The 21,326-nt window shown below is 72.8% G+C and carries 19 protein-coding genes; 9 read left to right on the top strand and 10 right to left on the bottom strand.

Annotation, left to right across the window (positions count from 1 at the left end; translation table 11 throughout):
* Positions 1-63 precede the first annotated feature (63 nt).
* Positions 64-1,200, top strand: coding sequence for an FAD-dependent monooxygenase (locus tag ACIBEA_RS01470; protein WP_399256690.1), 1,137 nt, complete (start codon positions 64-66; stop codon positions 1,198-1,200).
* Between the two features lie 71 nt (positions 1,201-1,271).
* On the opposite strand, the gene ACIBEA_RS01465 is transcribed toward ACIBEA_RS01470, so the two are convergent.
* Positions 1,272-3,620 (bottom strand): EAL domain-containing protein, encoded by a 2,349-nt coding sequence (locus ACIBEA_RS01465; RefSeq protein WP_399256688.1) that lies wholly within the window; start codon positions 3,618-3,620, stop codon positions 1,272-1,274.
* A complete protein-coding gene (locus ACIBEA_RS01460; RefSeq protein WP_399256686.1) occupies positions 3,617-4,438 on the bottom strand; it encodes an SAM-dependent methyltransferase in 822 nt (273 codons plus the stop codon). Before ACIBEA_RS01460 ends, ACIBEA_RS01465 begins: the two co-directional genes overlap by 4 nt.
* 587 nt (positions 4,439-5,025) lie before the next feature.
* Here ACIBEA_RS01460 and ACIBEA_RS01455 point away from each other — a divergent pair.
* The 4 genes from ACIBEA_RS01455 to ACIBEA_RS01440 all read left to right on the top strand — a co-directional run bounded on the left by ACIBEA_RS01455 (position 5,026) and on the right by ACIBEA_RS01440 (position 6,981).
* Positions 5,026-5,355, top strand: a complete 330-nt coding sequence (locus ACIBEA_RS01455; RefSeq protein ID WP_399256684.1) for a hypothetical protein — start codon at positions 5,026-5,028, stop codon at positions 5,353-5,355.
* The gene (locus tag ACIBEA_RS01450; protein WP_385788178.1) at positions 5,321-5,446 is read left to right on the top strand and encodes a hypothetical protein; all 126 of its coding nucleotides are present in this window, start codon (positions 5,321-5,323) and stop codon (positions 5,444-5,446) included. Before ACIBEA_RS01455 ends, ACIBEA_RS01450 begins: the two co-directional genes overlap by 35 nt.
* 33 nt (positions 5,447-5,479) lie before the next feature.
* The gene (locus tag ACIBEA_RS01445; protein ID WP_399256683.1) at positions 5,480-6,253 is read left to right on the top strand and encodes a hypothetical protein; all 774 of its coding nucleotides are present in this window, start codon (positions 5,480-5,482) and stop codon (positions 6,251-6,253) included.
* 197 nt (positions 6,254-6,450) lie between these two features.
* On the top strand, positions 6,451-6,981 hold the full coding sequence (locus ACIBEA_RS01440) for a hypothetical protein (RefSeq protein ID WP_399256681.1): 531 nt from the start codon (positions 6,451-6,453) through the stop codon (positions 6,979-6,981).
* A gap of 103 nt (positions 6,982-7,084) precedes the next feature.
* Here ACIBEA_RS01440 and ACIBEA_RS01435 read toward each other — a convergent pair whose 3' ends face one another.
* On the bottom strand, positions 7,085-7,615 hold the full coding sequence (locus tag ACIBEA_RS01435) for a hypothetical protein (RefSeq protein WP_399256679.1): 531 nt from the start codon (positions 7,613-7,615) through the stop codon (positions 7,085-7,087).
* Positions 7,616-8,006: 391 nt separating this feature from the next.
* On the opposite strand from ACIBEA_RS01435, the gene ACIBEA_RS01430 reads away from it, so the two are divergent.
* On the top strand, positions 8,007-8,735 hold the full coding sequence (locus ACIBEA_RS01430) for a class F sortase (protein WP_399256677.1): 729 nt from the start codon (positions 8,007-8,009) through the stop codon (positions 8,733-8,735).
* A 56-nt stretch (positions 8,736-8,791) separates the two neighbouring features.
* On the opposite strand, the gene ACIBEA_RS01425 is transcribed toward ACIBEA_RS01430, so the two are convergent.
* Together ACIBEA_RS01425 and lysX are read right to left on the bottom strand one after the other, a co-directional pair.
* Entirely contained in the window at positions 8,792-9,652 is an 861-nt protein-coding gene (locus ACIBEA_RS01425) for a polysaccharide deacetylase family protein (protein ID WP_399256675.1), read from the bottom strand.
* A gap of 135 nt (positions 9,653-9,787) precedes the next feature.
* The gene (gene lysX / locus ACIBEA_RS01420; protein WP_399256673.1) at positions 9,788-13,090 is read right to left on the bottom strand and encodes a bifunctional lysylphosphatidylglycerol synthetase/lysine--tRNA ligase LysX; all 3,303 of its coding nucleotides are present in this window, start codon (positions 13,088-13,090) and stop codon (positions 9,788-9,790) included.
* Positions 13,091-13,150: 60 nt separating this feature from the next.
* Here lysX and ACIBEA_RS01415 point away from each other — a divergent pair, with 60 nt between their 5' ends.
* Positions 13,151-13,612: a universal stress protein gene (locus ACIBEA_RS01415; RefSeq protein ID WP_399256671.1), complete on the top strand. Its 462-nt coding sequence runs from the start codon at positions 13,151-13,153 to the stop codon at positions 13,610-13,612.
* A 95-nt stretch (positions 13,613-13,707) separates the two neighbouring features.
* On the opposite strand, the gene ACIBEA_RS01410 is transcribed toward ACIBEA_RS01415, so the two are convergent.
* Positions 13,708-14,904, bottom strand: coding sequence for a CapA family protein (locus ACIBEA_RS01410; RefSeq protein WP_399256670.1), 1,197 nt, complete (start codon positions 14,902-14,904; stop codon positions 13,708-13,710).
* 258 nt (positions 14,905-15,162) lie between these two features.
* Between ACIBEA_RS01410 and ACIBEA_RS01405 the strand changes: the two genes are divergently transcribed.
* Together ACIBEA_RS01405 and ACIBEA_RS01400 are read left to right on the top strand one after the other, a co-directional pair.
* Positions 15,163-15,732 (top strand): sigma-70 family RNA polymerase sigma factor, encoded by a 570-nt coding sequence (locus tag ACIBEA_RS01405; RefSeq protein ID WP_399256668.1) that lies wholly within the window; start codon positions 15,163-15,165, stop codon positions 15,730-15,732.
* A gap of 231 nt (positions 15,733-15,963) precedes the next feature.
* Positions 15,964-16,464 (top strand): hypothetical protein, encoded by a 501-nt coding sequence (locus tag ACIBEA_RS01400; RefSeq protein WP_399257887.1) that lies wholly within the window; start codon positions 15,964-15,966, stop codon positions 16,462-16,464.
* Positions 16,465-16,508: 44 nt separating this feature from the next.
* On the opposite strand, the gene ACIBEA_RS01395 is transcribed toward ACIBEA_RS01400, so the two are convergent.
* From ACIBEA_RS01395 to ACIBEA_RS01380, 4 genes are all read right to left on the bottom strand, one after another.
* Positions 16,509-16,955, bottom strand: coding sequence for a hypothetical protein (locus ACIBEA_RS01395; RefSeq protein WP_399256666.1), 447 nt, complete (start codon positions 16,953-16,955; stop codon positions 16,509-16,511).
* A 52-nt stretch (positions 16,956-17,007) separates the two neighbouring features.
* Positions 17,008-17,871, bottom strand: coding sequence for an Fpg/Nei family DNA glycosylase (locus tag ACIBEA_RS01390; RefSeq protein ID WP_399256664.1), 864 nt, complete (start codon positions 17,869-17,871; stop codon positions 17,008-17,010).
* Between the two features lie 20 nt (positions 17,872-17,891).
* Positions 17,892-19,142, bottom strand: a complete 1,251-nt coding sequence (locus ACIBEA_RS01385) for a hypothetical protein (RefSeq protein WP_399256662.1) — start codon at positions 19,140-19,142, stop codon at positions 17,892-17,894.
* Between the two features lie 122 nt (positions 19,143-19,264).
* Positions 19,265-21,325 carry a SpoIIE family protein phosphatase gene (locus ACIBEA_RS01380; protein ID WP_399256660.1) on the bottom strand — a complete coding sequence of 687 codons (2,061 nt, stop codon included), beginning with the start codon at positions 21,323-21,325 and terminating at the stop codon, positions 19,265-19,267.
* Position 21,326 lies beyond the last annotated feature (1 nt).

Here is a 21,326-nt window from a genome sequence, read left to right as displayed (position 1 = left end):
ACCACGACGACGACAGCGGCCGCCCCGGCGGCGCCAATGCCGCTACGGAGCAAAGGACTTCTGATGAACGACGCACTGACCGACGTACCGACCACTGACGTACCGACCACTGACGCACCGGCCGAGGTACCGACTGACGTATTGATCGTGGGTTCCGGGCCGACCGGCCTCACCCTCGCCTGTGACCTGGTCCGCCGCGGGGCCCGGGTCCGGGTGATCGACCAGCGCTCCGCACCCCACCGCGAGTCCCGGGGCAAGGCGCTCCACCCCACCAGCCTGGAGGTCTTCGAGACGCTCGGGGTGGCCGAGCGGATGACCTCGACGGGCAGCGCCGGACTGATCTTCCGCAAGTACTTCGACGGGGAGTACATCAACGACACACCCCGCGACGCCACCGCCCTCTTCATGGGCCAGTGGCAGATCGAGGAGATCCTGCGCGACCGACTGGCCGAGCTCGGTGTCGACGTCGAGTACGACGCCGAGGTGAAGGCCGTGGACCAGGACGCCACCGGGGTGCGGGTGACCCTCGCCGACGGACGGACCCTGCGGGCCGCCTACCTCGCCGGCTGCGACGGGGGCCGCAGCACCATCCGGCGACAGCTCGGCATCTCCTTCGAGGGGCGCACCTCCGACGAGGAGGCGATGGTGGTCGGGGACGTGACGGCGCAGGGCCTGAGCCGTGAGTACTGGCACCAGTGGTTCACCTCCGACGGCGGCGCCATGATGCTCTGCCCGATACCGGGAACCGAGACGTTCCAGCTCCAGGCATCACCGGAGACGGACGAGCAGGGACAGCGCCTGGCCCCCTCCTTGGAGGGCTTCCAGCGACTCTTCGACCAGCACGCACGGATGCCCGGGATCCGGCTCACCGAAGCGACCTGGCTCTCGACCTGGCGGGTCAACGTGCGGATGGCCGACCGGATGCGGCAGGGACGTTGCTTCCTGGCAGGAGACGCGGCCCACGTGCACCCGATCGCGGGCGGGCTGGGCATGAACACCGGCATCCAGGACGCGGCCACTCTCGGGCGGATCCTGGCCGAGGCGCTGGCGGGGTCCGGCGACGAGCGGATACTGGAGGCCTACGAAGCCGAACGGCTGCCGGCCGCCGCCCACTTGCTCGCCGACACCTCCGCCCGCCACGACCGCGTCCGCGAGGCGGTCCGCGAGCCCGGCCGGGGCATCGAAGCCGCCCTCAACTGAACCCCGTACGCCGCGTGCACCCCGTACGCCCCGCCCGACCTCGCCTCAGGTGTCGGGCAGGGGCAGCGAGGTCAGGGAGTGGGTACGGCGTCGCAGAGGGACAGGGTGTGGATCCGGTCCGGGGAGCCGGGCCTGGCGTAGTACCACCCCTGGGCCGTGTCACAGCCCAGCGCGCGGAGCTGTGCCGCCTGGGCGCCGGTCTCGACGCCCTCCACCGTCACGGCGAGTTCGAGGCTGTGGGCCAGGGCGACGATCCCCTCCACTATCTTCACGTCGACCGGGTTCGCCGGCTCCTGCTGCATGCCCTGCGTGAAGGAGCGGTCCAGCTTCAGGACGCTCACCGGGAGACGGCGCAGGTTCGCCAGGTTCGAGTAACCGGTGCCGAAGTCGTCGAGCGCGATGTCGACACCGAGGGCGGCGAGTCGTCGCAGCGGTTCGAGGAGTTCGTCGTCGGCCCCGATCAGGGCCGATTCGGTGACCTCCAGGCACAGCGCACCCGGCGCCAGCCCGGAGTTCTCCAGCACCGCCACCGTGTCGGCGACCAGGCCCGGGTGGTGGAGCTGGGTCGGCGAGAGGTTCACGTTGATCCGCAGGGCCGAGTCACCGTACTCGCGCTGCCACTTGCGGGCCTGGCGGACCGCTTCCTCCAGCACCCAGCGACCGAGCGGCACGATCAGGCCGGTCCGTTCGGCGAGCGGGATGAAGCGGTCGGGACCGAGCACCCCGTACTGCGGGTGCGACCAGCGCACCAGCGCCTCGGCGCCGTGCACGCTGCCGTCGTGCATGTGCACCAGCGGCTGGTACTCGATGAAGAACTCACCGCGCTCCAGGGCCGCGGGGAGCGCGTTGGTCAGACCGTGTCGGGTGATCGCCCGGGCGTCGGCCTCCTCGTCGGCGAACTCGAAGCGGTTGCCGCCGGCCGCCTTCGCCCGGTACATCGTGATGTCGGCGCTGCGGAGCACCTCGGCCGCGGTCCGCGAGCCCGCCGGGCCCTCGACGATGCCGATGCTGCCCCGGACCGTCAGCTCGCGGCCCTCCAGGCGGATCGGGGTGGCGAGGGCGGAGAGGATCCGCATCGCCAGGTCCGTCACCTCCTCCTCGGTCTCGGGCCCGGTGGTCAGCGCCACGAACTCGTCGCCGCCGAGCCGGGCCACGACCTCGCCGGGGCCGGTGGCGCAGCTCTGGAGCCGGTCCGCGACCTCCACCAGCAGCCGGTCGCCCGCCGAGTGGCCGAGGCTGTCGTTGACGGTCTTGAACCCGTCCAGGTCGAGGTAGCACAGCCCGAAGCGGCTGCCGCCGGCCCCGCTCAGGGCCTTCTCCAGCCGTTCGAAGAACAGGGTCCGGTTGGGCAGACCGGTGAGCGCGTCGTGGGTGGCCTCGTAGCGCAGCCGCAGGTTCAGCAGCCGCCGCTCGGTGGTGTCCTCCATCAGGGCCAGCTGGTACTGCGGGGTGCCCTCGGCGTCGCGCAGCAGGGACACCGTCAGGTTGGTCCACAGCACGGTCCCGTCGTGCCGGTAGTACGGCTTCTCCACGCGGTAGTGCTCGCGCTCGCCGCGCACGAGTTCCCCGTACATCCGCCACACGTGCGGGGTGTCGTCGGGATGGCTCCACTCGTTGACGTTGCGGCCCCGGACGTGCCCTTCGAGGCCGCCGAACATCTGGAGCAAGGTGTCGTTGACCTCGATGACGTTGCCCTGGAGGTCGGCGATGCCGATGCCGATGGCAGCGCCCTCGAAGACCGCTCGGAAGCGCGCCTCGCTGGCGTGCAGGGCCTGCTGGGCATCGATCCGGGCGGTCAGCGCGGAACGGGCGATGGCCTCCTGCTCCCTGAGCGTGCGCTCCCGCAGCTCGCGGGCGAAGCCCGCCGCGATCCCGTGCTGGAGGCGGGCGCACCGGGCCCGGTACTCCTCGGACTCGTCCGCCCCGCCGCCGCCCGGGCCGCAGTACAGGACGAGATAGGCCTCGACCACGCCGAGGGTGCCCGCGAGGGCCTCCGGGTCGGTGCAGTGCACGGCCACGAGTTCCGTGCCGACCCGCTGACCGACCGACGCGTCGAAGGGACGGGCGTGCAGGGCCTCGGCCAAGGTGCGCGCGAGGGGCACGAGGTGGCGTTCGAACTCCACCCGGGTCAGCGAGGTGGCGGTCACCGGGAAGATGGCCCGGCTCCAGATCGTCGCGAACCGTCCGATCCGGTCGTCCGGGTCGGCGGGCAGCCCGGCCGCCACGGGGCCCGCCGGTGCCGTGCCCGCCGGTGCCGTGCCGGTCCGCGCCGTGCCCGCAGGGGCCGTGCCGGTCCGCGCCGTGCCCGCCGGTGCCGTGCGCGCGGTCGTCGGTACGGCTCCGGGCGCGGGGACGCCCTTCGCGGTCCTTCCGGTGCCCATCGCGCCCGCTTCCCCCGCCGTCTGTGCCGGGAGTCTCACGCCTTGCGTCCCACGCCCGCGAAGCCCGAGAAGGCGTACGGGTCTTCCTGTGCCTCGCCGTCCTGCGGGCCCTCCGGCCGCCACTCGGGCATCGAGACGAGTCCCGGTTCCACCCACTCGAACCCGTCGAAGAACCGGCCGATCTCCGCGCCGCTGCGCATGACCAGCGGGTTGCGAATGTCCCGGTACACGCCAACAGCGCCGCCCGCGACCTCCTCCGCGAGCGGTACACCCTCGTACGAGGCGTGCGTGAGGACCAGCAGGCTGCCGGGGGCCAGCGCGTCGCGCAGCTCGGCCACGGCGGCGTACGGCTCGTCGGCGTCCTCCAGGAAGTGCAGGACCGCGACCAGCAGCAGGGCCACCGGCCGGTCCAGGTCGAGCAGCCGGGTCACCTCGGGGCTCGCCAGGATGTCCGCCGGCTTGCGTAGATCGGCGGCGGCGATGCCGGTGCCTTCGGTGCCGGCCAGGACGGCCTGGCTGTGCGCGACGGCCACCGGGTCGTGGTCGACGTACACGACGTGGGCTTCGGGGCTCGCGGCCCGGGCGATCTCGTGGACGTTGCCGAAGGTGGGGATGCCGGACCCGATGTCCAGGAACTGGGTGACGCCCTGGTCGACCGCGTACCGGACGGCGCGCCGCATGAATGCCCGGTTCGCCTGCATGATCTTGGGAAGGCCCGGGATGAATTCCATGGCCCGGCGGGCCGCTTGGCGGTCGACCTCGAAATTGTGGGAGCCGCCCAGGTAGTAATCGTAGATGCGGGACACGCTCGGCACCGATATGTCGATGCCCGGCGGGGCCCAGGCGGGTCGCTCCATCGGGGTCTCCAAGTGTAGTCCATCGGTGTCCGCGGTCTCGGACAGCTGTCCGAGCCGAATGTACTGATCATTGCCCAACCGAGCGAGCGAAAGCGGAAATTGGCGGTCCGTTCTTCGTCACACACCAAACACACCAGGAGCCCCGTCCGCCCACATTGATCGAAACCGACAAATACCTTTTGGGAATTGACCGCTACCTGATCGGACACCGTCGATCGCTGGCTCAAACCTCTACGGTCCCCACATCGCCCGTTCGGGGGAACCGGAGCGGGTCCGGGAGTGCGGGAGGGCCTGCGGCCCCATGCTCCCCGGGTGAACAGACCCTGTGCCAGGCGCCTGCTGACGGTCCCGGTCCTCGTGTGGGCGGCACTGTCCGTCACACCTGCCGTGGCCGATAGCCGCGCCTCCACGATGCCCGGCCCGGACGACGGCCGAGCCGTCGTCGAGCTGGTCACGGCAGCCCGGAGCGAGAGCTTCCGCGGTGGTGGCGGGGGTTCCCGAGGTGGCGGACATCACGACGACGACCACGGGAGTCGGCCCTGCGGAGGCCATCACGGCGGGCACCACTGCACGCCGCCGCCCCCACCGTGCCCACCGCCCCCGCCACCGCCCTGCCCGAAGCCCACGCCCACCCCGACTCCGACCCCGACGCCGACCCCCACCCCGACGCCTCCCAAGCCCACGCCCACGCCCACCCCGAAGCCCACCCCGAAGCCCACGCCGCCGGCGCCCCCGAAGCCGGCGCCGCCCCCTCCGCCGCCGCCCGCACCCCCGAAGCCGGCGCCGCCCGCGCCCCGGGTCCACCGGGCTCCGGCGCCGCCGCCGCCGCCCGCGCCGACACCGCCGCCCGCCCCCGTGGTGACGCCTCCCGCGAAGAAGCCGGTGCCCAGGCCGGCTTACCGCACGGAGGCCCGTAAACCGGCGGAGCACCACATCTCGCCGGTGACCTTCACCCTGCTCACGGCGGCCCCCGCCGTGCTCGCCATCGTCGCGCTGCGCCCGCGCTGACCCCGACCCGATTCGTTTCTTGTGGGAGTTCCCTTGTCGGAATGGCTCGTCCTGTCCCTCGCGATGGCCGCGGCCTGCGCCGTCGTCTTAACCATCGCCTTCTTCAACCACCGCCGGATCGGTGAGGACGACGATCCGAACGAGACCCCGGACGTCATCGAGTACATGACGATGATGATCGGGGTCATCTATGCGATCGTGCTCGGCCTGGCGATCGCCGGCGTCTGGGAGGGCCGCGGGGCCGCCCAGGAGTACGTACGCCAGGAATCCCAGGCGCTCCACGAGGTCAGCATCCGCTCCGAGGTCTATCCGGCGGCGGTGCGCACCCGGATCCGGGCCGACGTCGACGCCTACGTGACGTACGTGGTCACGCAGGAGTGGAAGGACATGGCGGACGACGGGGACGTCTCCGACCAGGGCACCAAGCTGCTCGACCGGATCCGCCGGGACGTCACCGACTACGAACCGCAGACCGACCACGAGGGCCAGGCCTACCAGCCCCTGGTCGACCAGGTGGGGATCGCGGACGACGCCCGCAGCGCGCGGCTGCAGAGCGCCGGGGCCACCATGCCGGGTGTGGTCTGGTTCGGCCTGGTGGCGGGCGCGCTGGTGACGGTGGGTTTGATCTTCACCCTGCAGATCCGGCGCTCCTTCCGGGAGATGCTGCTCGCCGGACTCTTCAGCGCGCTGATCGCCTTCCTACTCTTCCTCATCTGGGACTTCGACGCGCCGTTCAGCCGGGGGGTCTCGGCCACCGCCGAGCCGTTCTTCCAGCAGTTCCCGCACCTGGGGCCGGACGACAACTGATCCGGGGCGGGCGACCCGGGGCCGGCAAACCGCTGCCGGCCCGTCCGTCCCCGGTTCGGCCTACCGGGATGCCCCATTCGCCCGTTCCTGATCGCGGGTCACCGCAGGCGCACCTAGCGTGGCGGACATCGAGGCGCACGTTCCCCCACGTGCGGAAACCGTTCCGCAGCTGCTCCTCGGGGATCCGGAGAAGAACCATGGGCGCGATACGTACCTCAGCCACCGCTCTCCTCACCGCCGGGGCCGCGGGCACCGTCCTCGCGCTCGGCGCAGCGTGCGCCGTCGCGGCGGAGGCCCAGCCCATCACCTCGTTCGGGTTCGCCGTCTCCCCCTCGACGGTCGCACCCGGCGGCGCGGTCGTGCTCTCCCTCACCGGCTGTACGGCGGCGTACGCCACCGTCTCCTCGGGCATCTTCGACACCGTCAGCGTGCCGAAGGGCAAGACGGTCCGGGTCACGGTGGACCGGGACGCCCGGCGCGGGGCCCGCTACTCCGTCAACTTCACCTGCAACAACGAGACCGGTTCCACCGATCTCACCATCGCGGGCGGTACGACCGCCCCCACCGCCAGGTCCACGGCCGCGGCCCGCGGCGTGCGCGGCGGTCTCGGCGGCAGCGTGGCCGGGATGGACGTCGGCGAACTGGCCGCGGGCGCCGGACTCTTCCTGGTCGCGGCCGCTGGTACCGGATATGCGATCAGACGCCGCGCGGACTCCCGCGGGCACTGAGCCGACCCCCACCGGATCGACCGCCGTTCGCCCCGAGTCCTGGCCAGGACTCGGGGCGAACGGCGGTTCACGGGCTGGTGGGCAGGACCGGGGAGGCTGCCGGTCAGACCCGCCCGTGGACCGGGCGGCGGCGGCGCATCACGTGGATGCCCGCGCCGAGGGCCGCCGTGCCCACGAGTCCCGCGCCGATGGCGGTCTCGGTGGCGGACGGGCCGATGGAGCCGCCGAGGCCGCCCTGTGCGCCGCGACCCTCCAGGATCCGGAAGCGGTGGGTGGCGACGAGACTGTTGTCGTGGCACTTGACGGAGAGCGTCTGGTCGCCGGTGCGGGCGTCGTGCCTGATGTGCACGTTGGCGAAGGCGGGGGACCCGCCCGACAGGTTCGCCTGGTCGAAGTTGCCGGGCGACCAGACGGTGCCTCCGTTGCGGCAGCCCTCGGCCTTGACCTCCATCGAGGCGCCCCGGTGCACCGAGTACGGGCTGACCGCGACGTTCCTGGGCCCGCCCCCCGGTCCACCGCCGGGCCCACCGGCGGGCCCGGCGGCTGGCTCATTGCTCGCACTGGCGAACGGAGCGGCGAGTCCGAGGGCGACGAAGGCCGCCGCGGTCACGGTGAGAGCGCGAGAAGCACGCATGGTGGAACCTCCAGCGGGAGGCGCCCCGGAGCGGTGGTCGCCCGGGATCATCGACGAGAACGCCTCCCAAGACGAACCCTCCGGCCGGTCCGCAACCAGCGCATTTCCACCTTTGGGCCGCCCGGTTGAGCGACACGCCGAGGCGAGCGCGGCTCATCTGACGGATCCGCAGGTCACGACCCGTCAGTCATTTATGTGACGATTACCTGGATGGGCGCATCCCGTACGGCCCCCCGCCCCGGCCCGGCCGCGGTCCGCCACCCGTTCGCACCTCCCCCCTCGCCGTCCCCCGCACTCGCCCTTAGCGTGCGTGACGTAGGGCGTACGAAGCAGTGCACACGGGGTGGGAAGTGAACGCGGGTCGGGACCCCCGCGTCGGGAAGGGAGAACCATGGGCTGGGACGAGACCGTTCCGTCACGAAGACGCTCTCCGTGGGGAGCGCTCGCCCTCGTCATGCTCACCGGCCTCGCCATGGTCCGGAACGGGGCGGAGTTCGAGGAGGGGCCTCCCCAGCCGGCCGCGGCCGCGGCCGTCGGGGTGCGCCCGGGGCAGCCGCAGGCGGCGCCGAGCACGCCGGCGACCGCGCAGCAGCTGGATCAGCCGTCGGACCAGGTGCCGCAGCAGCTGCCGGAGCAGGCGCTTCCGCCGGCGCCGGACCCGCTGGACCACTCCTCGGTGCAGCGGGTGCGGATCCCCTCGATCAAGGTGGACGCGCCGGTGATGACGGTCGGGCTGGACGCGGAGGGCTGGATCGATGCCCCGCCGCCGCAGGATCCGAACCTCGCGGGCTGGTACCTCAACGGCATCTCGCCCGGCCAGCAGGGCTCGGCGGTGATCGTGGGCCACGTGGACAACGCGAAGGGCCCGGCGGTCTTCTACGGGCTGGGCGCGCTCCGCAAGGGCAATCGCGTCGAGGTGCAGCGCTACGACGGGCGCACGGCGGTGTTCGAGGTGTACGGCGTCGAGGTCTTCGCCAAGGACGCCTTCCCCGGAGCCCGGGTGTACGGGGACACCGGCCAGCCGGAGCTCCGGGTGATCACGTGTGGCGGCGGATATTCGAAGGCCCGCGGCTACGACGGCAACGTGGTCGTCTTCGCCCGGATGGTGGAGACGCGCTGACCGTGCGGCCCCGAGGGGCCGGACCCGGACCGCGGTCCCACTGACGGAACGTATCTTCAGTGGGACCGCAGGCCGGGCAGGGTCATCCGGTAACCCCGGGAGAGCAGTTGGGGCAGGTACTCGCCCAGCGCCTGGACGCTCTGCGTGCGGTTGCCGCCCGCGTCGTGCGAGAGCACGATCACTCCGGGGGCGGCCCCCTTGAGCACCCGCGAGACGATCGTCGGGGTGCCCGGCTCGGTCCAGTCCAGCGTGTCCACGGTCCAGGCGAGCGGCTCCATCCCCAGCTCCGCGCCGATCTCGAAGGCGGCCCGGTTCCAGGCCCCGTACGGCGCCCGGAACCACCCCGGCGCCTCCCCCGTGGCCTGCTGCACCACCTCGCTCGTGCGGCCGATCTCGGACGCGAGGTCGGGCCGGGTGAGCTTCGGGATGAGCGGGTGGGTCCAGGTGTGGTTGCCGATGACGTGCCCCTCGGCGGCCATCCGCCGCACCAGGTCCCGGTTGTCGGTGGCCATTTCGCCGCAGACGAAGAACATGGCGCGGACCCCGTACCGGGCCAGGGTGTCCAGGATCGCGGGGGTGTAGCGGGGGTCGGGGCCGTCGTCGAAGGTGAGCACCATCTGGCTGCCGACGGCCGGGGCTCCGGGCGCGCCCGAGAGTTCCAGGATGGGGCGGGTGCGGACGGCGGGCCTGGCCGGGTGGTGGCGGGGCGGGACGTCGGCCGCCATCGGGCTCAGCCGGTACGCGCTGGAGGCCGCGCCCTGCCGGTTCAGCGCGGCGGTTCCGGGTGCTCCGGGCGCTCCGGCGCCGCCGGCCGCCGCGGGTGCGCCGGGCCGGGCGGGATCCGCAGCCTCCTCCTCGCCGAGGACGCCGGAGGCCGCGGCGGCGATCCCGAGGAAGACGGCGGTACGCAGGAGCATGCGCCGCCCTACTGTCGGCTCGTCAGTTTTCATTACTACTACGTATCAACGGCACCGCCCCGGATGCCGGGGGACGCGGACGCGCCACCGCCCCCTCACCCGATCAGCCGCCCGGGCGGTCGCCGGGCGGCGGCTTCAGCTCCGGCGCACCAGGGGGAACGGAAGCGTCTCGCGGATCGTCAGACCGGTGAGGAACATGACGAGCCGGTCCACCCCGATGCCCAGCCCGCCCGTGGGCGGCATCGCGTACTCCAACGCGTCCAGGAACTCGTTGTCGATCTCCATCGCCTCCGGATCGCCGCCCGCCGCCAGCAGCGACTGGGCGGTGAGCCTGCGCCGCTGTTCGATCGGGTCGGTCAGCTCCGAATAGGCGGTGCCCAGCTCGGTGCCGAAGGCGACCAGGTCCCAGCGTTCGGCGAGCCGGGGGTCCTTGCGGTGCTGGCGGGTGAGCGGCGAGACGTCCGTCGGGAAGTCCTTGTAGAAGGTGGGGAGGAGGGTCTTCTCCTCCACCAGCCGCTCGTACATCTCCAGGACCACGTCGCCGCGGGTGTTCTCCGGGGTGTGGGGCACGCCCGCCCGGTCGCAGTGGCGGCGCAGGGCCGCCTCCCCGGTGTCCGCGTCGACCTCCTCCCCGAGCGCCTCGCTGATCGCCCCGTACATCGTCTTCACCGGCCAGGCGCCGGAGATGTCGTGCACGACGAGTCGGCCGTCGGGTCCCGCCTTGTGCGCGATCGCGGAGCCGAAGGCGGCGGTCGCGGCGCCCTGGATCAACTCGCGGGTGAGGTCGAGCATGACGTCGTAGTCGGCGAAGGCCTGGTAGGCCTCCAGCATCGTGAACTCGGGGTTGTGCTTGTAGGAGACGCCCTCGTTGCGGAAGGTGCGGCCCATCTCGAAGACCTTCTCCATGCCGCCGACGCACAGTCGCTTGAGGTACAGCTCGGGCGCGATGCGCAGGTAGAGGTCCATGTCGTAGGCGTTGATGTGGGTGCGGAACGGGCGGGCGTTGGCGCCGCCGTGGATCTGCTGGAGCATCGGGGTCTCGACCTCCAGGTAGCCGCGGTCGAGCAGCCCCTGGCGCAGTGCCTGCACGGCGCTGGAGCGGGCCCGTACGACCTCGCGCGCCTCGGGGCTGGCCACCAGGTCGAGGTAGCGCCGCCGGACCCGGGCCTCGGGATCGGCCAGGCCCTTGCGCTTGTCGGGCAGCGGGCGCAGGCACTTGCCGGTGAGCTGCCAGGAGCCGACGACGACGGAGAGTTCGCCGCTCCTGCTGCTGCCGATCTCGCCGCTCGCGACGACGTGGTCGCCGAAGTCGACCTGGGTGGTGAAGGTGCCGAGCACCTCGGTCCCGGCCTCGTCGCGCGTGAACATCAGCTGCACGTCGCCGGTCCAGTCGCGGAGCACGGCGAAGACCACGCCGCCGAGGTCGCGCACGACCATCACGCGTCCGGCGACGGTGACCTGTTCGCCGGTCCGCTCGCCCGACGGGTACCCGGGGTGCGCGGCGCGCAGCTGCGCCACGGTGTGGGTGCGCTGGCGGATGCCGACCGGGTAGGGGTCGGTGCCGCCCGCGCGGATCCGCTCCACCTTGCGGTGGCGGACGCGGACCTGTTCGGGCAGCCGCTCGGCGCCGCCCCCGCCCTCCTCCTCCCCCACGGCCCCGAGGTTGAGGGAGGCGATCGGGGGGAGGCCCGCGGTGTTGGCCGGGGCGGTGACGCCCCTGGCGTGCCCGTTGCCCCACAGGGTGCGCATGCTCGGTACGGAGACGAACCCCTCGGCGATGCCGGAGGCGAGGCTGACCCGGGCGAGGGAGCCGGCGTCCTGGTAGCAGAGGAAGCGCGGGTACCACTCGGGTCCGTATTTGACGTTGGACCGGTACAGGGCCTCCAGCTGCCACCACTTGGAGAAGAACAACAGGAGCTTGCGCCACAGCTTCAGGACGGGGCCCGCGCCGATCCGGCCGCCCTCCTCGAAGGCGGAGCGGAAGACGGCGAAGTTGAGGGAGATCCGGCGCACGCCCAGCTTGGGTGCGGCGGCGCACAGTTCGGCGACCATGAACTCCATGACGCCGTTGGGCGCGGAGCGGTCACGGCGCATCAGGTCGAGGGAGATGCCGTCCTTGCCCCAGGGGACGAAGGAGAGCAGGGCGATGAGTTCGCCCTCGGCGTCGAAGGCCTCGACGAGCAGGCAGTCCCCGTCGGTGGGGTCGCCGAGCCGGTCGAGGGCCATGGAGAAACCCCGCTCCGTCTCGGTGTCGCGCCACTTGTCGGCGCGGTCGACGATCCGCTGCATCTCCTCCTCGGTGAGGGCGGAGTGGCGCCGGATGACGGTGGAGGCGCCGGTGCGCCGGACCCGGTTGACGGCCTGGCGGGTGACGCGCATGTCGCGGCCGTCGAGGTCGAACTGGGCGATGTGCAAGATCGCCTCGTCGCCGAGCTGGAGGGCGCTGAGCCCGGACCGGGCGAAGGCGGTCGCGCCCTCCTCGGAGGCGCCCATCACGGCGGGCTGCCAGCCGTAGCGGCGCGCGACGCCGAGCCAGGCGTCGATGGCGGGCGTCCAGGCTCCGGGGTCGCCGACGGGGTCGCCGCTGGCCAGGCAGACACCGGCCTCGACACGGTAGGTGACCGCGGCCTTGCCGTTGGGGGCGAAGACGACGGCCTTGTCGCGGCGGGTGGCGAAGTAGCCGAGGGAGTCGCCCCGGCCGTAGGCGCCGAGCAACGCCCGGATGCGCGGTTCCTCGTCGCCGTGCAGGGCGGCGGTCATGCGCTGCGAGCGGAAGAGCGTGGAGGCGGCGTTCAGCAGGGCGAGGGCGCCGAAGAGGCCGAGCAGGAAGTAGAGGGGCCGGGGCGGGTGGCCGTCGAACTGGCGGGCGGAGAAGAGTCCACCGAAGACCTGTTTGGCGGCCCAGTCCAGCCACTGTCCCTTGGGCAGGCTGCCGGGGAAGATCGCGACGAGCCCCCAGCCGAGGAAGACGGCCGCGAGCAGTCCGAGGCCGAGGACCAGCAGCGCCCGCCACAGGGCCCCGGGCCGGGAGGCGGCGTAGAACTCCTTGCGGGCGGCGATCAGGAGCACCATGGCGGCGACGGCGATGACGCCGGAGACGATCGAGACCCAGTAGTCCCCGTCGGCGAGGATGAGGACGTCGACCAGGATCAACAGGGCCAGATAGGTGACGACGATCCACCAGGCGACCTTCTTGCGGGTGCCGAGGGCAGCGGCCAGCAGGAAGAGGAAGACGGCGTAGGCGAGGTTCTCGCTGACCGGGACGACGAACATGTCCAGGAAACGCACCACCGGCCGCAGCAGCCGCCGCAGCGTGGGGGACAGCGCCAGGACGGCGCACACCAGGCCGAGCGTTCCGAAGAACGCGCCGAATCCGTCGGGCACCCGCTTCAGGAAGCGGTTCCGGGTCCCACGGGTCTCCTCCACGGTGGCACTCATGGTTCGCACTGTAGGGAGGCGCGCGCCGGTCCGCGCGCCGAACGCACTAACCTCGGTGGGGTGACAGAGCACGTGAGCACGGGGTTCGAGCGGGGTACCGACGGTCCGAAGGTGATCCTCGCCGGGGTTGACGGATCGGAGTCGTCGCTGCGCGCGGCGGCCTATGCGGCGGGGCTGGCCCGGCGCCAGAACGCCCTCCTGGCGCTGGTCTACGTCCAGCCGGTGATCGCGGCCGGGGCGGCCATGGGCGCGCCGGTGGCCGGGGCCACCGAGGAGATCGCGGAGGGGATCGTGGCCGAGATCCGGGACTCGGCGGAGCGCGTGAAGGGCATCTTCGAGGTGCGCTGGCAGTTCCACACCTTCCGCGGGGACCCGTACGCGGGCCTGGTGAGCGCCGCCGAGGAGCTGACCGCGGACGCGGTGGTCGTGGGCGCCTCGGAGCAGGCCGGGCACCGGATCATCGGGTCGGTGGCGGTCCGGCTGGTGAAGGCGGGGCGCTGGCCGGTGACCGTGGTTCCCTAGCACGACGCCGGGTCGGTGGCGGGTACCGCTCCGGTGGCGGTGCCGCTCCGGTGGCCGGCCCGTCGCCGGACCGTACGGGCGCCCGCCCGGCGGTGCTACTTGCCGAGTGTCAGGCCGTCCTTGGCCGCGCCGCGGCTCAGCACGGCCTCGCTGATGGCCTCCTCGGCGGTCTTGTACGCCTCGTGTTCGGGGTCCTTGGCCAGGCCCGCCGGGAGGTTGACGACCTTGCGCTCGGCGAGGTCGGTCATCTGCGGGATGTACTCGGCCTTGGTGACGCGCCAGCGCTGCCCCGGCGCGGCGGGGGGCTCGAAGGTGAAGCGGCCGATCGAGCCGTAGTTGCCGCGCAGGTCGCGGTCGCCCGAGTCGTTGAACATCTCGCCGGCGACCTGGTCGCCCATGCCGTAGACGATCCAGGTGCCGTTGACCTTCTCGTACGCCTGCGGGATGTGCGCGTGCGTGCCGAGGATCATGTCGATGTCGGGGCGGCCGCCGCTCGTCGAGGCCGTGAGGGCCTTGCCGAGGGAGAGCTGGCGCTCGTCCGGCGCGGTCTGCCACTCCGTGCCCCAGTGCAGGCTGACCAGCACCACGTCCGCGCCCGCCGTCCGGGCCGCCCTGGCGTCGGCGACGATCTCCTGTTGTTCCATCAGGTTGACCGCCCAGGGCTGCCCTTCGGGCATCGGGTGGTCATTGGTGTCGTAGGTGTAGGCGAGGTGCGCCACCTCGGCCCCGCCCGCCGTGTAGGTCGTCACGGTGGCCGCCTCGGCCGCCGTGCGCGCCGAACCCGCATGTTTCAGGCCGACCTTGTCGAAGGTGTCCAGCGTGCGCTTCAGCCCTTCGGCGCCGTCGTCGAGGGTGTGGTTCGAGGCGGTCGAGCAGCCGTCGTACCCGGCGTCCCCCAGTCCTTCGGCCACCTGGGGCGGGGAGACGAAGTCCGGGTAGCCCGAGAAGGGGCCGCCCTCCTCGCCGTAGACCGTCTCGCTGTGGCAGATCGCCAGGTCGGCGGCGGTGACGAGGTCCTTGATGTCCGCGAACATCGGCTTGAAGTCGTAGCCGCCGCCCCCGGTGGCCGCCCCGTTGATGATCGAGGTGTGCGGGAGCACGTCCCCGCTCGCGACCAGGGTGAAGCCCTTCTTCCCGGTCCCGGCGGTCCCCTTGGTCGCCCCGGTCCCCGCGGCTCCCGGGCTGCCCGCGGCTCCCGGGCTGCCCGACGGGCCGGAGCAGCCCGCCGCGGCCACGGCCGACAGCAGGACGGCCGACAGGACCGCGACGGCCCGGCGCGTGCGCTTGGTCATCTGCCCCAGCTTCCATTTCATAGGACTATCGGATGACCTGAATCCTGGAGAGCGAGCAGCGCAAGTCAAGGAACGGCTCCGCCGGGCGCCCCGGACTCACCCTCCTGGCGGCACCGCGCCCCGGCGGACGGCCTGCCGTTCACCGCGCCGTTCGACCGTTCACCGACGAGGGCGGCCGCCCACCGGACGGCCGGGGTGCTTGGGCGCAGCAGCGGCACCCGACGGTTCCCGGGCGGCCCGCCGCAGGTCAGGGTGGTCATGTCGACCCGCACCCACCCCGGAAGGAGCCACTCGGTGCCCCCCTCCCCCACTGATTGCCGCACCGACCCGGAGGCACTCGCCGCACTCCAGCGCGAGCACGGCCGGGCTCTGTTCGGATTCCTCTTCGGCCTCTGCAACGGCGACGCGCAGCGCGCCGAGGACCTGGTGCAGGAGACCCTGGTGCGCGCCTGGCAGCACCCCGAAGTGCTGGAGAGCCCCCACGCCTCCATGCGCCCCTGGCTCTTCACGGTCGGCCGGCGGCTCGCGATCGACGCGCGCCGCGCCCGGCTCTCCCGCCCCCAGGAGGTCGAGCAGGAGGACCTGGACCAGACGCCCGCGCCCCGGGACGGGGTCTCCCGCTCGGTCACCGCCATCGACGTCCGACGGGCGGTCGGCGGTCTGGGACCGGAGCACCGCGAGGTGCTGATGCAGGTCTACTTCCGCGACCGGTCGGTCGCGGAAGCCGCCGAAGAGCTGGGCATACCGACAGGAACCGTCAAGTCCCGGACCTACTACGCGCTGCGGGCCCTGCGCAAGGACCTCCAGGGGTACGGGCTCGGGGCCTGAGACGGGGCGGCGCGGTCGCCCGGCGGCCGTGGGCGCCACGGGGGACGAAGGGCCAACTGGCCGAGAACCGCTCAAGGATTGACCGGAGTGGGCGCATGGCGCATCCAATTCGGCTCCAGAGCGTCCAAGTTGAGTAAACATCGCCCGTCCTGCGAGGCTCTGAGGAGAGGCTCTGACCGACGGCGGCAGGCTCGACACGCGGGAGAAGGTGGAACGGTGCAGCCCGAGGGTATGAACGGCACCAGTGACGGCGGGCTCGCGGTGCCCATGGCGTGGCTCTACGCCGAGTACATCGCGGACGAACTGCTGCGCACGGGACGACTGATCCCGGTCAGCACCCTGGAATTCCGGGCCGGGCGGGACACCCTGGCACTGACGATCTACCTTTCCGACGCCGCCGGCGAGCTGTCCGGGATCCGGGTCGTCTCGCAGCTCGACGAGTGGCTCTCCCTGACGGCGTACGGTCATCCCTGGCGCGACTGGGTGCAGACCCGCTTCCTCCAGCTGGGCGAGGAGGCCCGGGAGCGCGGCGCCGGCGAGGACCCCGACCTGGAACTGGCCCGGGACGCCTGGAGTTGGCTGGAGCGGACCGAGCTGTTCGCCACCAACCTGGACCCGGGGCGGCCCGGCCCCGAGGACACCCCGCCGGGGCTGGACGAGAGCGCCCGGGTGTGGACCCCGGCCTGGCAACTGGGCCTGCCGTTGGGGCACCTGGCGATGCACCTCTTCTGACCGAACGGCCTGCGGGGCGGTCAGCCGGGCGGTCAGCCGGGCGGTCAGCCGGCCGGTGGCTCTCTCGGGGGTTCGGCCAGGGGTTCGCTCAAGGGCTCCGTCACCAGGCCGGTGAAGTCGGCCTCGTTGCGTTCGGCGCGTACGACGTACCGGTGCGCGATCAGCCACATCACCGGGTACACCACCACCCCGAGCGCCACCCACACCAGGGGGCCCGCGTCGACGCCGGGCAGGGAGAACAGCAGGGGCAGGGCCCCGACGAAGGCCAGCAGCACGGCCAGGGCGGCCAGCGCGGCCCGCAGTTGGCTGCGCATCAGGGCGCGGACGTAGGTGGCCCCGAGCGAGGTCTGCTGGGAGATCTCCGAGCGCGCGGGAGTGTGCGCGGGCGGGCGTCCGCGCGCGCCGCGCGCCACGCCGGTGACGATCTCCCGCCGCGAGCCGGGCTGGGCCGGGGGCGCCGGGGAGTGCCGGTGCTGCGCTTCATCGGGCATGGTGCGCACCAGTGTATGCGCGGCTCGGCGCACGACCGGGGGCCGCCGGCGGCTACTTCAGCAGGCGGGACAGCCTCCGGTCGGCGAGCGGCTTGCCCCCGGTCTGGCAGGTGGGGCAGTACTGGAGCGAGGAGTCGGCGAAGGACACCGAGCGGATCGTGTCCCCGCACACGGGGCAGGGCTCGCCGGTCCGTCCGTGCACCCGCAGCCCGCTCTTCTTCTCCGCCTTCAGGCTCCCGGCGGCCACGCCGTGCGTGCGGGCGAGGGCCTCGTGCAGCGTCGCCCGGACCGCCTCGAAGAGGTGGGACACCTCGGTCGCTTCGAGGGAGGCGGCGAGCTTGAAGGGTGACATGCGCGCGTGGTGCAGGATCTCGTCGCTGTACGCGTTCCCTATCCCGGCCAGAACGCTCTGGTCGCGCAGGAACCCCTTGAGCTGGCGCCGCTCCCCCGCCAGCAGCGCCGCGAACCGCGCTTCGTCGAAGTCCTCGGCGAGCGGGTCCGGCCCGAGCCGGGCGATGCCGGGCACCTGCGCCGGATCGTGGACGACGTACACCGCGAGCCGCTTCTGGGTGCCCGCCTCGGTGAGGTCGAAGCCGCCCCCGCCGTCGAGCAGCACGCGCAGGGCGAGCGGGCCCTTGCCGCCGGGCCTGGGCGGCGTCGCGGGGAAGGTGTGGTGCCACCGCAGCCAGCCGGCCCGGGCGAGATGGGTGACGAGGTACAGCTCGCCGATCCGCAGCGCGAGGAACTTGCCGTGGCGGGCGGTGGCTCCCGCCGGCTGCCCTTCGAGGGCGGTGACCGCGGGGTCGTAGGTCTTGAGCACGCTCACGTTGAGCGGGAGGACGCGCTCCACCACCCGCCCGGTCAGGTGCTCGTCGAGGAATTCCCTGAGGGCCTCGACCTCCGGCAGCTCCGGCACCCTCCCAGGGTGCCGCGCCCTCAGCGGAAGCGCGAGCCGGGGACCGGGCCGGGCGAGCGGGCGTGGTCGCGGGCCCCGCCGAGCCAGCCGGGGGCCACCGCGGCGACGTAGGTCCGCAGGGCCTCGTCCGGGTCGGCCGGGGTCTGGCCGTCGCCCTCGTCCGGCGCGGGGTCGGCGTCGACGACGTCGCGGGCCACGTCTTCCTCGGGGCGCTCGTCCGCGGGCCGGTCGCCGTGCGCCGCCCAGGGGGCGACGGCGTACTGGCACAGCAGCGCACTGGAATCGGCGCTCACCGGCGGCGGATCGGTCCAGCAGGTGAGGTGCTCGTGCAGGACCTGGCCGGTGGTGCGGGTGCGCAGGGTACGGACGAGCTCGGGGTCGCTCGCGCGCAGGTCGTAGGAGACCACGACCGTGTCCGGCCGGGCGGGGTCGTAGGGCACCACGGGCAGCCCGAGCACCCCGGCGGCGGCCAGGCCGAGGATCCGGTCGGCGCGGCCGGGGAGCAGCGAGACCGTCGACGGGTGCTGCCCGGCGGCGCCCAGGGCGAGCGCGAGGCGGTCGAGGCCGCGCCGGACCAGTGCGTGGCTGTCCCCGAGGAAGGCGTAGCGGCCGGTCATTCCGGCGCCGTAGCCGTACGGGGAGAGGGTGCCCAGCAGCGCGCCGGTGAGCGCGAAGTGCCAGCCCCGCAGGTCACGGGCGTCGAGGGGGCCGGCCGCGCGGGCTAGTTCGGCGCGGCCCAGCATGCGGCGCTGGCGGCCGTGGGCCCCGAGCCAGGTCGCGTCCTCGGGGGCCGGCAGCCGGATCGCGGCGGCGCGGGCTCCGTCGAAGTCGCCCGCGCACAGGGTGTTGTGGACCAGGAGGTAGGTCTCGGGCCAGGCGGGCAGGCGCTCGCCGCGGGCGGCGAGCAGGGCGGCGGCCTCGACGTGCCGGTGTCCGTCCTCGAGGGCGGCGACGAGCTCGGCGAGGAGCTTGCGGGAGTCGGGCCGGATCGCGAGCGCGTGGCGCAGCGGGGCGACGGCGAGGAAGGACACGCCGCGTTCGACGCAGGCGTAGCCGAAGTCGTAGAGCACCTGAGGATCGCGGGGCTTCTTGGCGGCGGCCTTCGCGGCCAGGGCGAGGTCGGTGAAGCCCGCGGCGTCGGCGAGTACCCGGGTGGCCTTGGCGAGGTCGGCGGGCGAGGCCGTTTCCGCGTGGGGGCGCAGGGCCCGGACGGCTCCGGGCAGATCTCCGGCCTTCAGCGACCGGCGGACGTCGTGCGTGGCGGTAGTCATCGCCCCGATCCTGCGGCACCGCCGGCGCGCGCCGCAACGGGCTTTGGGTCCGACGGGCCGGGCGGTGCGTGCCGGTTCCGCTTCCGCTTCTCCTTCCTGTTCCCCTTCCGGTTCCCCTCGGTTCAGGTCATGACGAACTCGCACCACACGCACTTGCCGCCGCCCCGGGACTCCACCCCCCAGACGTCCGCGAGGCGGTCCACCAGCATCAGCCCGCGTCCCGAGACCCCCGAATCGCCCGCTTCCCGGCGGCGCGGGAGGGCGCTGGAGCGGTCCTCGACCTCGACGCGGATACGGCGTTCGGGGCCGGCCAGTACGCGCAGGGTGACGATCGCCGGGCCGTCGGTGTGCATCAGGGCATTCACGATCAGCTCGTCCGCGACGAGCTCGATCTCGTCGCCCCGGGCCCGGGCGCCCCAGGCCCGTACGGCCGTGCCGATCATGTGCCGGGCCGAGACCAGGCCTTCGGGGTCGCCGGGGGCCACATGCTGCTGGAGCCGGCCGCCCGCCTGCGGGGCGTCCTCGGCCTGGCGGCGCAGCAGCAGCAGGGCGACGTCGTCGTCGCCCCGCTCGTCGGCCATCTCGACCAACCGGTCGGCGAGCAGCGTGAGGTCGGCCGGGCCGGACCGGACCATGGCGGTGAGGTACTGGATCCCGTCGTCGAGGTCGGCGCCGGGCTGTTCGACGAGGCCGTCGGTGCACAGGAGAAGCGTTTCCCCGGGGTCCAGTTCCATCGTGGTCACGGGGTATTCCAGGCGGCCGAACTCCGCCGAGAGGCCGAGCGGCATCCCGCCCTCCACGGGGAGCCTGCGGCAGTCTCCGTCGCGCGTGCGCAGCAGGGGGTCCAGGTGACCCGCGCGGACCAGTTGGAGCACCCCGGTGGTGAGGTCCGCCTCGACGTAGGTGCAGGTCGCGAAGCGGTCGGTGTCCAGTTCGTGGAGGAAGACGGAGGCCCGGGCGATCACCGTGGCGGGTGCGTGTCCTTCGGCGGCGTAGGCGCGCAGCACGATGCGGAGCTGGCCCATCACGGCCGCCGCGTGGGTGTCGTGCCCCTGGACGTCTCCGATGACGGCGCCGACCCGCCCGCCGGGCAGCGGGATGACGTCGTACCAGTCGCCGCCGATGTCGCGGCCCATCCGGGCGGAGCGGTAGCGCACCTCGATCTGTGCGCCGGGTACCGCCGGGATCCGGCGCGGCAGCATGGCCTGTTGGAGGCCCTCGGCGATGTCGTGTTCCTGCTCCAGCAGCATCGCGCGCTGGAGGCTCTGGGCGATGCTGCTGCCCAGGGCGACGAGCAGGTTCCGTTCGTCCTGGGTGAAGGCTTCCTTGTCCTGGTAGAGGAGTCCGATCGCGCCGATGGGGCGGGCCTGGGCGATCAGCGGCAGGTAGGCGGCGGCCGAGATCCGCATGTACGAGATCTTCGACCAGAGTCCCGGGTAGGAGGTGGCGAACTCCTCCTGCGAGTCGATGAACCGGGGCTGGAGCGAGCGGACCACTTCGCTCATCGGGTACTGCTCGTCGATGCGGGTGTAGCGGGTGCCGGGGACGAAGCTGCCTTCGGGTCCCTCGGCGACCAGGTGGATGCGGCCCGCCTCGACCAGCCCCATCACCATGCCCATGGTGCCGAGCCGCTCCAGGCCGTGCGCGTCGCTGAGCGCGTCGATGACGTCCTGCACGGTGCGCGCGTGGGCGAGGGCGGCGGTGGTGCCCTCGACCACGGAGGTCTGGCGGCGGCGTTCCTCGTCCAGGCCGAGGCGTTCGGCGGAGTGGCTCAGCTCCTCGGTCGCGTCCCGGACGATGCCGATGATGCGGTACGGGCGCCCGTCCGCTTCGCGCATCACCCGGCCCTGGGTGTGGGTCCAGCGCAGCCGCCCGTCGCGGCACCTGATCCGGAAGTAGGCGCCGTAGCTCTCCAGCCCGCCCTTGAGGGCGCTGGAGACGAGCGCGTCGAGCCGGGCCGCCTCGGCGGGCGGGACCCGGGGCGAGAGGGACTCGGGCCGCTCGTCGTAGTCCTGGGGGAGGGTGTCGAAGACGTCGAGGGCGGGCGGGTCCATGTGCATGAGTCCGGTGACCAGGTCCCAGTCGAAGCTGCCCATGCGGTTCAGGGAGAGCGACCGGTCCGGGTGTGCGGGCCAGTCGTCCGGCAGCGATACGGTGCTCGGCACCGGTCCACCATGACACACG

Origin of the sequence: Streptomyces sp. NPDC051555 (genome assembly GCF_044454405.1) — a bacterium.
In the GTDB taxonomy this organism is placed as follows: domain Bacteria; phylum Actinomycetota; class Actinomycetes; order Streptomycetales; family Streptomycetaceae; genus Streptomyces.
This window is presented reverse-complemented; position numbering and strand designations above follow the sequence as displayed.

What these genes read in the sequence shown, in the direction of transcription:
- ACIBEA_RS01470 (WP_399256690.1), top strand. Translation starts at nt 64, where the DNA reads ATGAACGACGCACTGACCGACGTACCGACCACTGACGTACCGACCACT.
- ACIBEA_RS01460 (WP_399256686.1), bottom strand. Translation starts at nt 4,438, where the DNA reads ATGGAGCGACCCGCCTGGGCCCCGCCGGGCATCGACATATCGGTGCCG.
- ACIBEA_RS01440 (WP_399256681.1), top strand. Translation starts at nt 6,451, where the DNA reads ATGGGCGCGATACGTACCTCAGCCACCGCTCTCCTCACCGCCGGGGCC.
- ACIBEA_RS01435 (WP_399256679.1), bottom strand. Translation starts at nt 7,615, where the DNA reads ATGCGTGCTTCTCGCGCTCTCACCGTGACCGCGGCGGCCTTCGTCGCC.
- ACIBEA_RS01430 (WP_399256677.1), top strand. Translation starts at nt 8,007, where the DNA reads ATGGGCTGGGACGAGACCGTTCCGTCACGAAGACGCTCTCCGTGGGGA.
- ACIBEA_RS01425 (WP_399256675.1), bottom strand. Translation starts at nt 9,652, where the DNA reads ATGCTCCTGCGTACCGCCGTCTTCCTCGGGATCGCCGCCGCGGCCTCC.
- lysX (WP_399256673.1), bottom strand. Translation starts at nt 13,090, where the DNA reads ATGAGTGCCACCGTGGAGGAGACCCGTGGGACCCGGAACCGCTTCCTG.
- ACIBEA_RS01410 (WP_399256670.1), bottom strand. Translation starts at nt 14,904, where the DNA reads ATGACCAAGCGCACGCGCCGGGCCGTCGCGGTCCTGTCGGCCGTCCTG.
- ACIBEA_RS01405 (WP_399256668.1), top strand. Translation starts at nt 15,163, where the DNA reads ATGTCGACCCGCACCCACCCCGGAAGGAGCCACTCGGTGCCCCCCTCC.
- ACIBEA_RS01400 (WP_399257887.1), top strand. Translation starts at nt 15,964, where the DNA reads ATGAACGGCACCAGTGACGGCGGGCTCGCGGTGCCCATGGCGTGGCTC.
- ACIBEA_RS01395 (WP_399256666.1), bottom strand. Translation starts at nt 16,955, where the DNA reads ATGCCCGATGAAGCGCAGCACCGGCACTCCCCGGCGCCCCCGGCCCAG.
- ACIBEA_RS01385 (WP_399256662.1), bottom strand. Translation starts at nt 19,142, where the DNA reads ATGACTACCGCCACGCACGACGTCCGCCGGTCGCTGAAGGCCGGAGAT.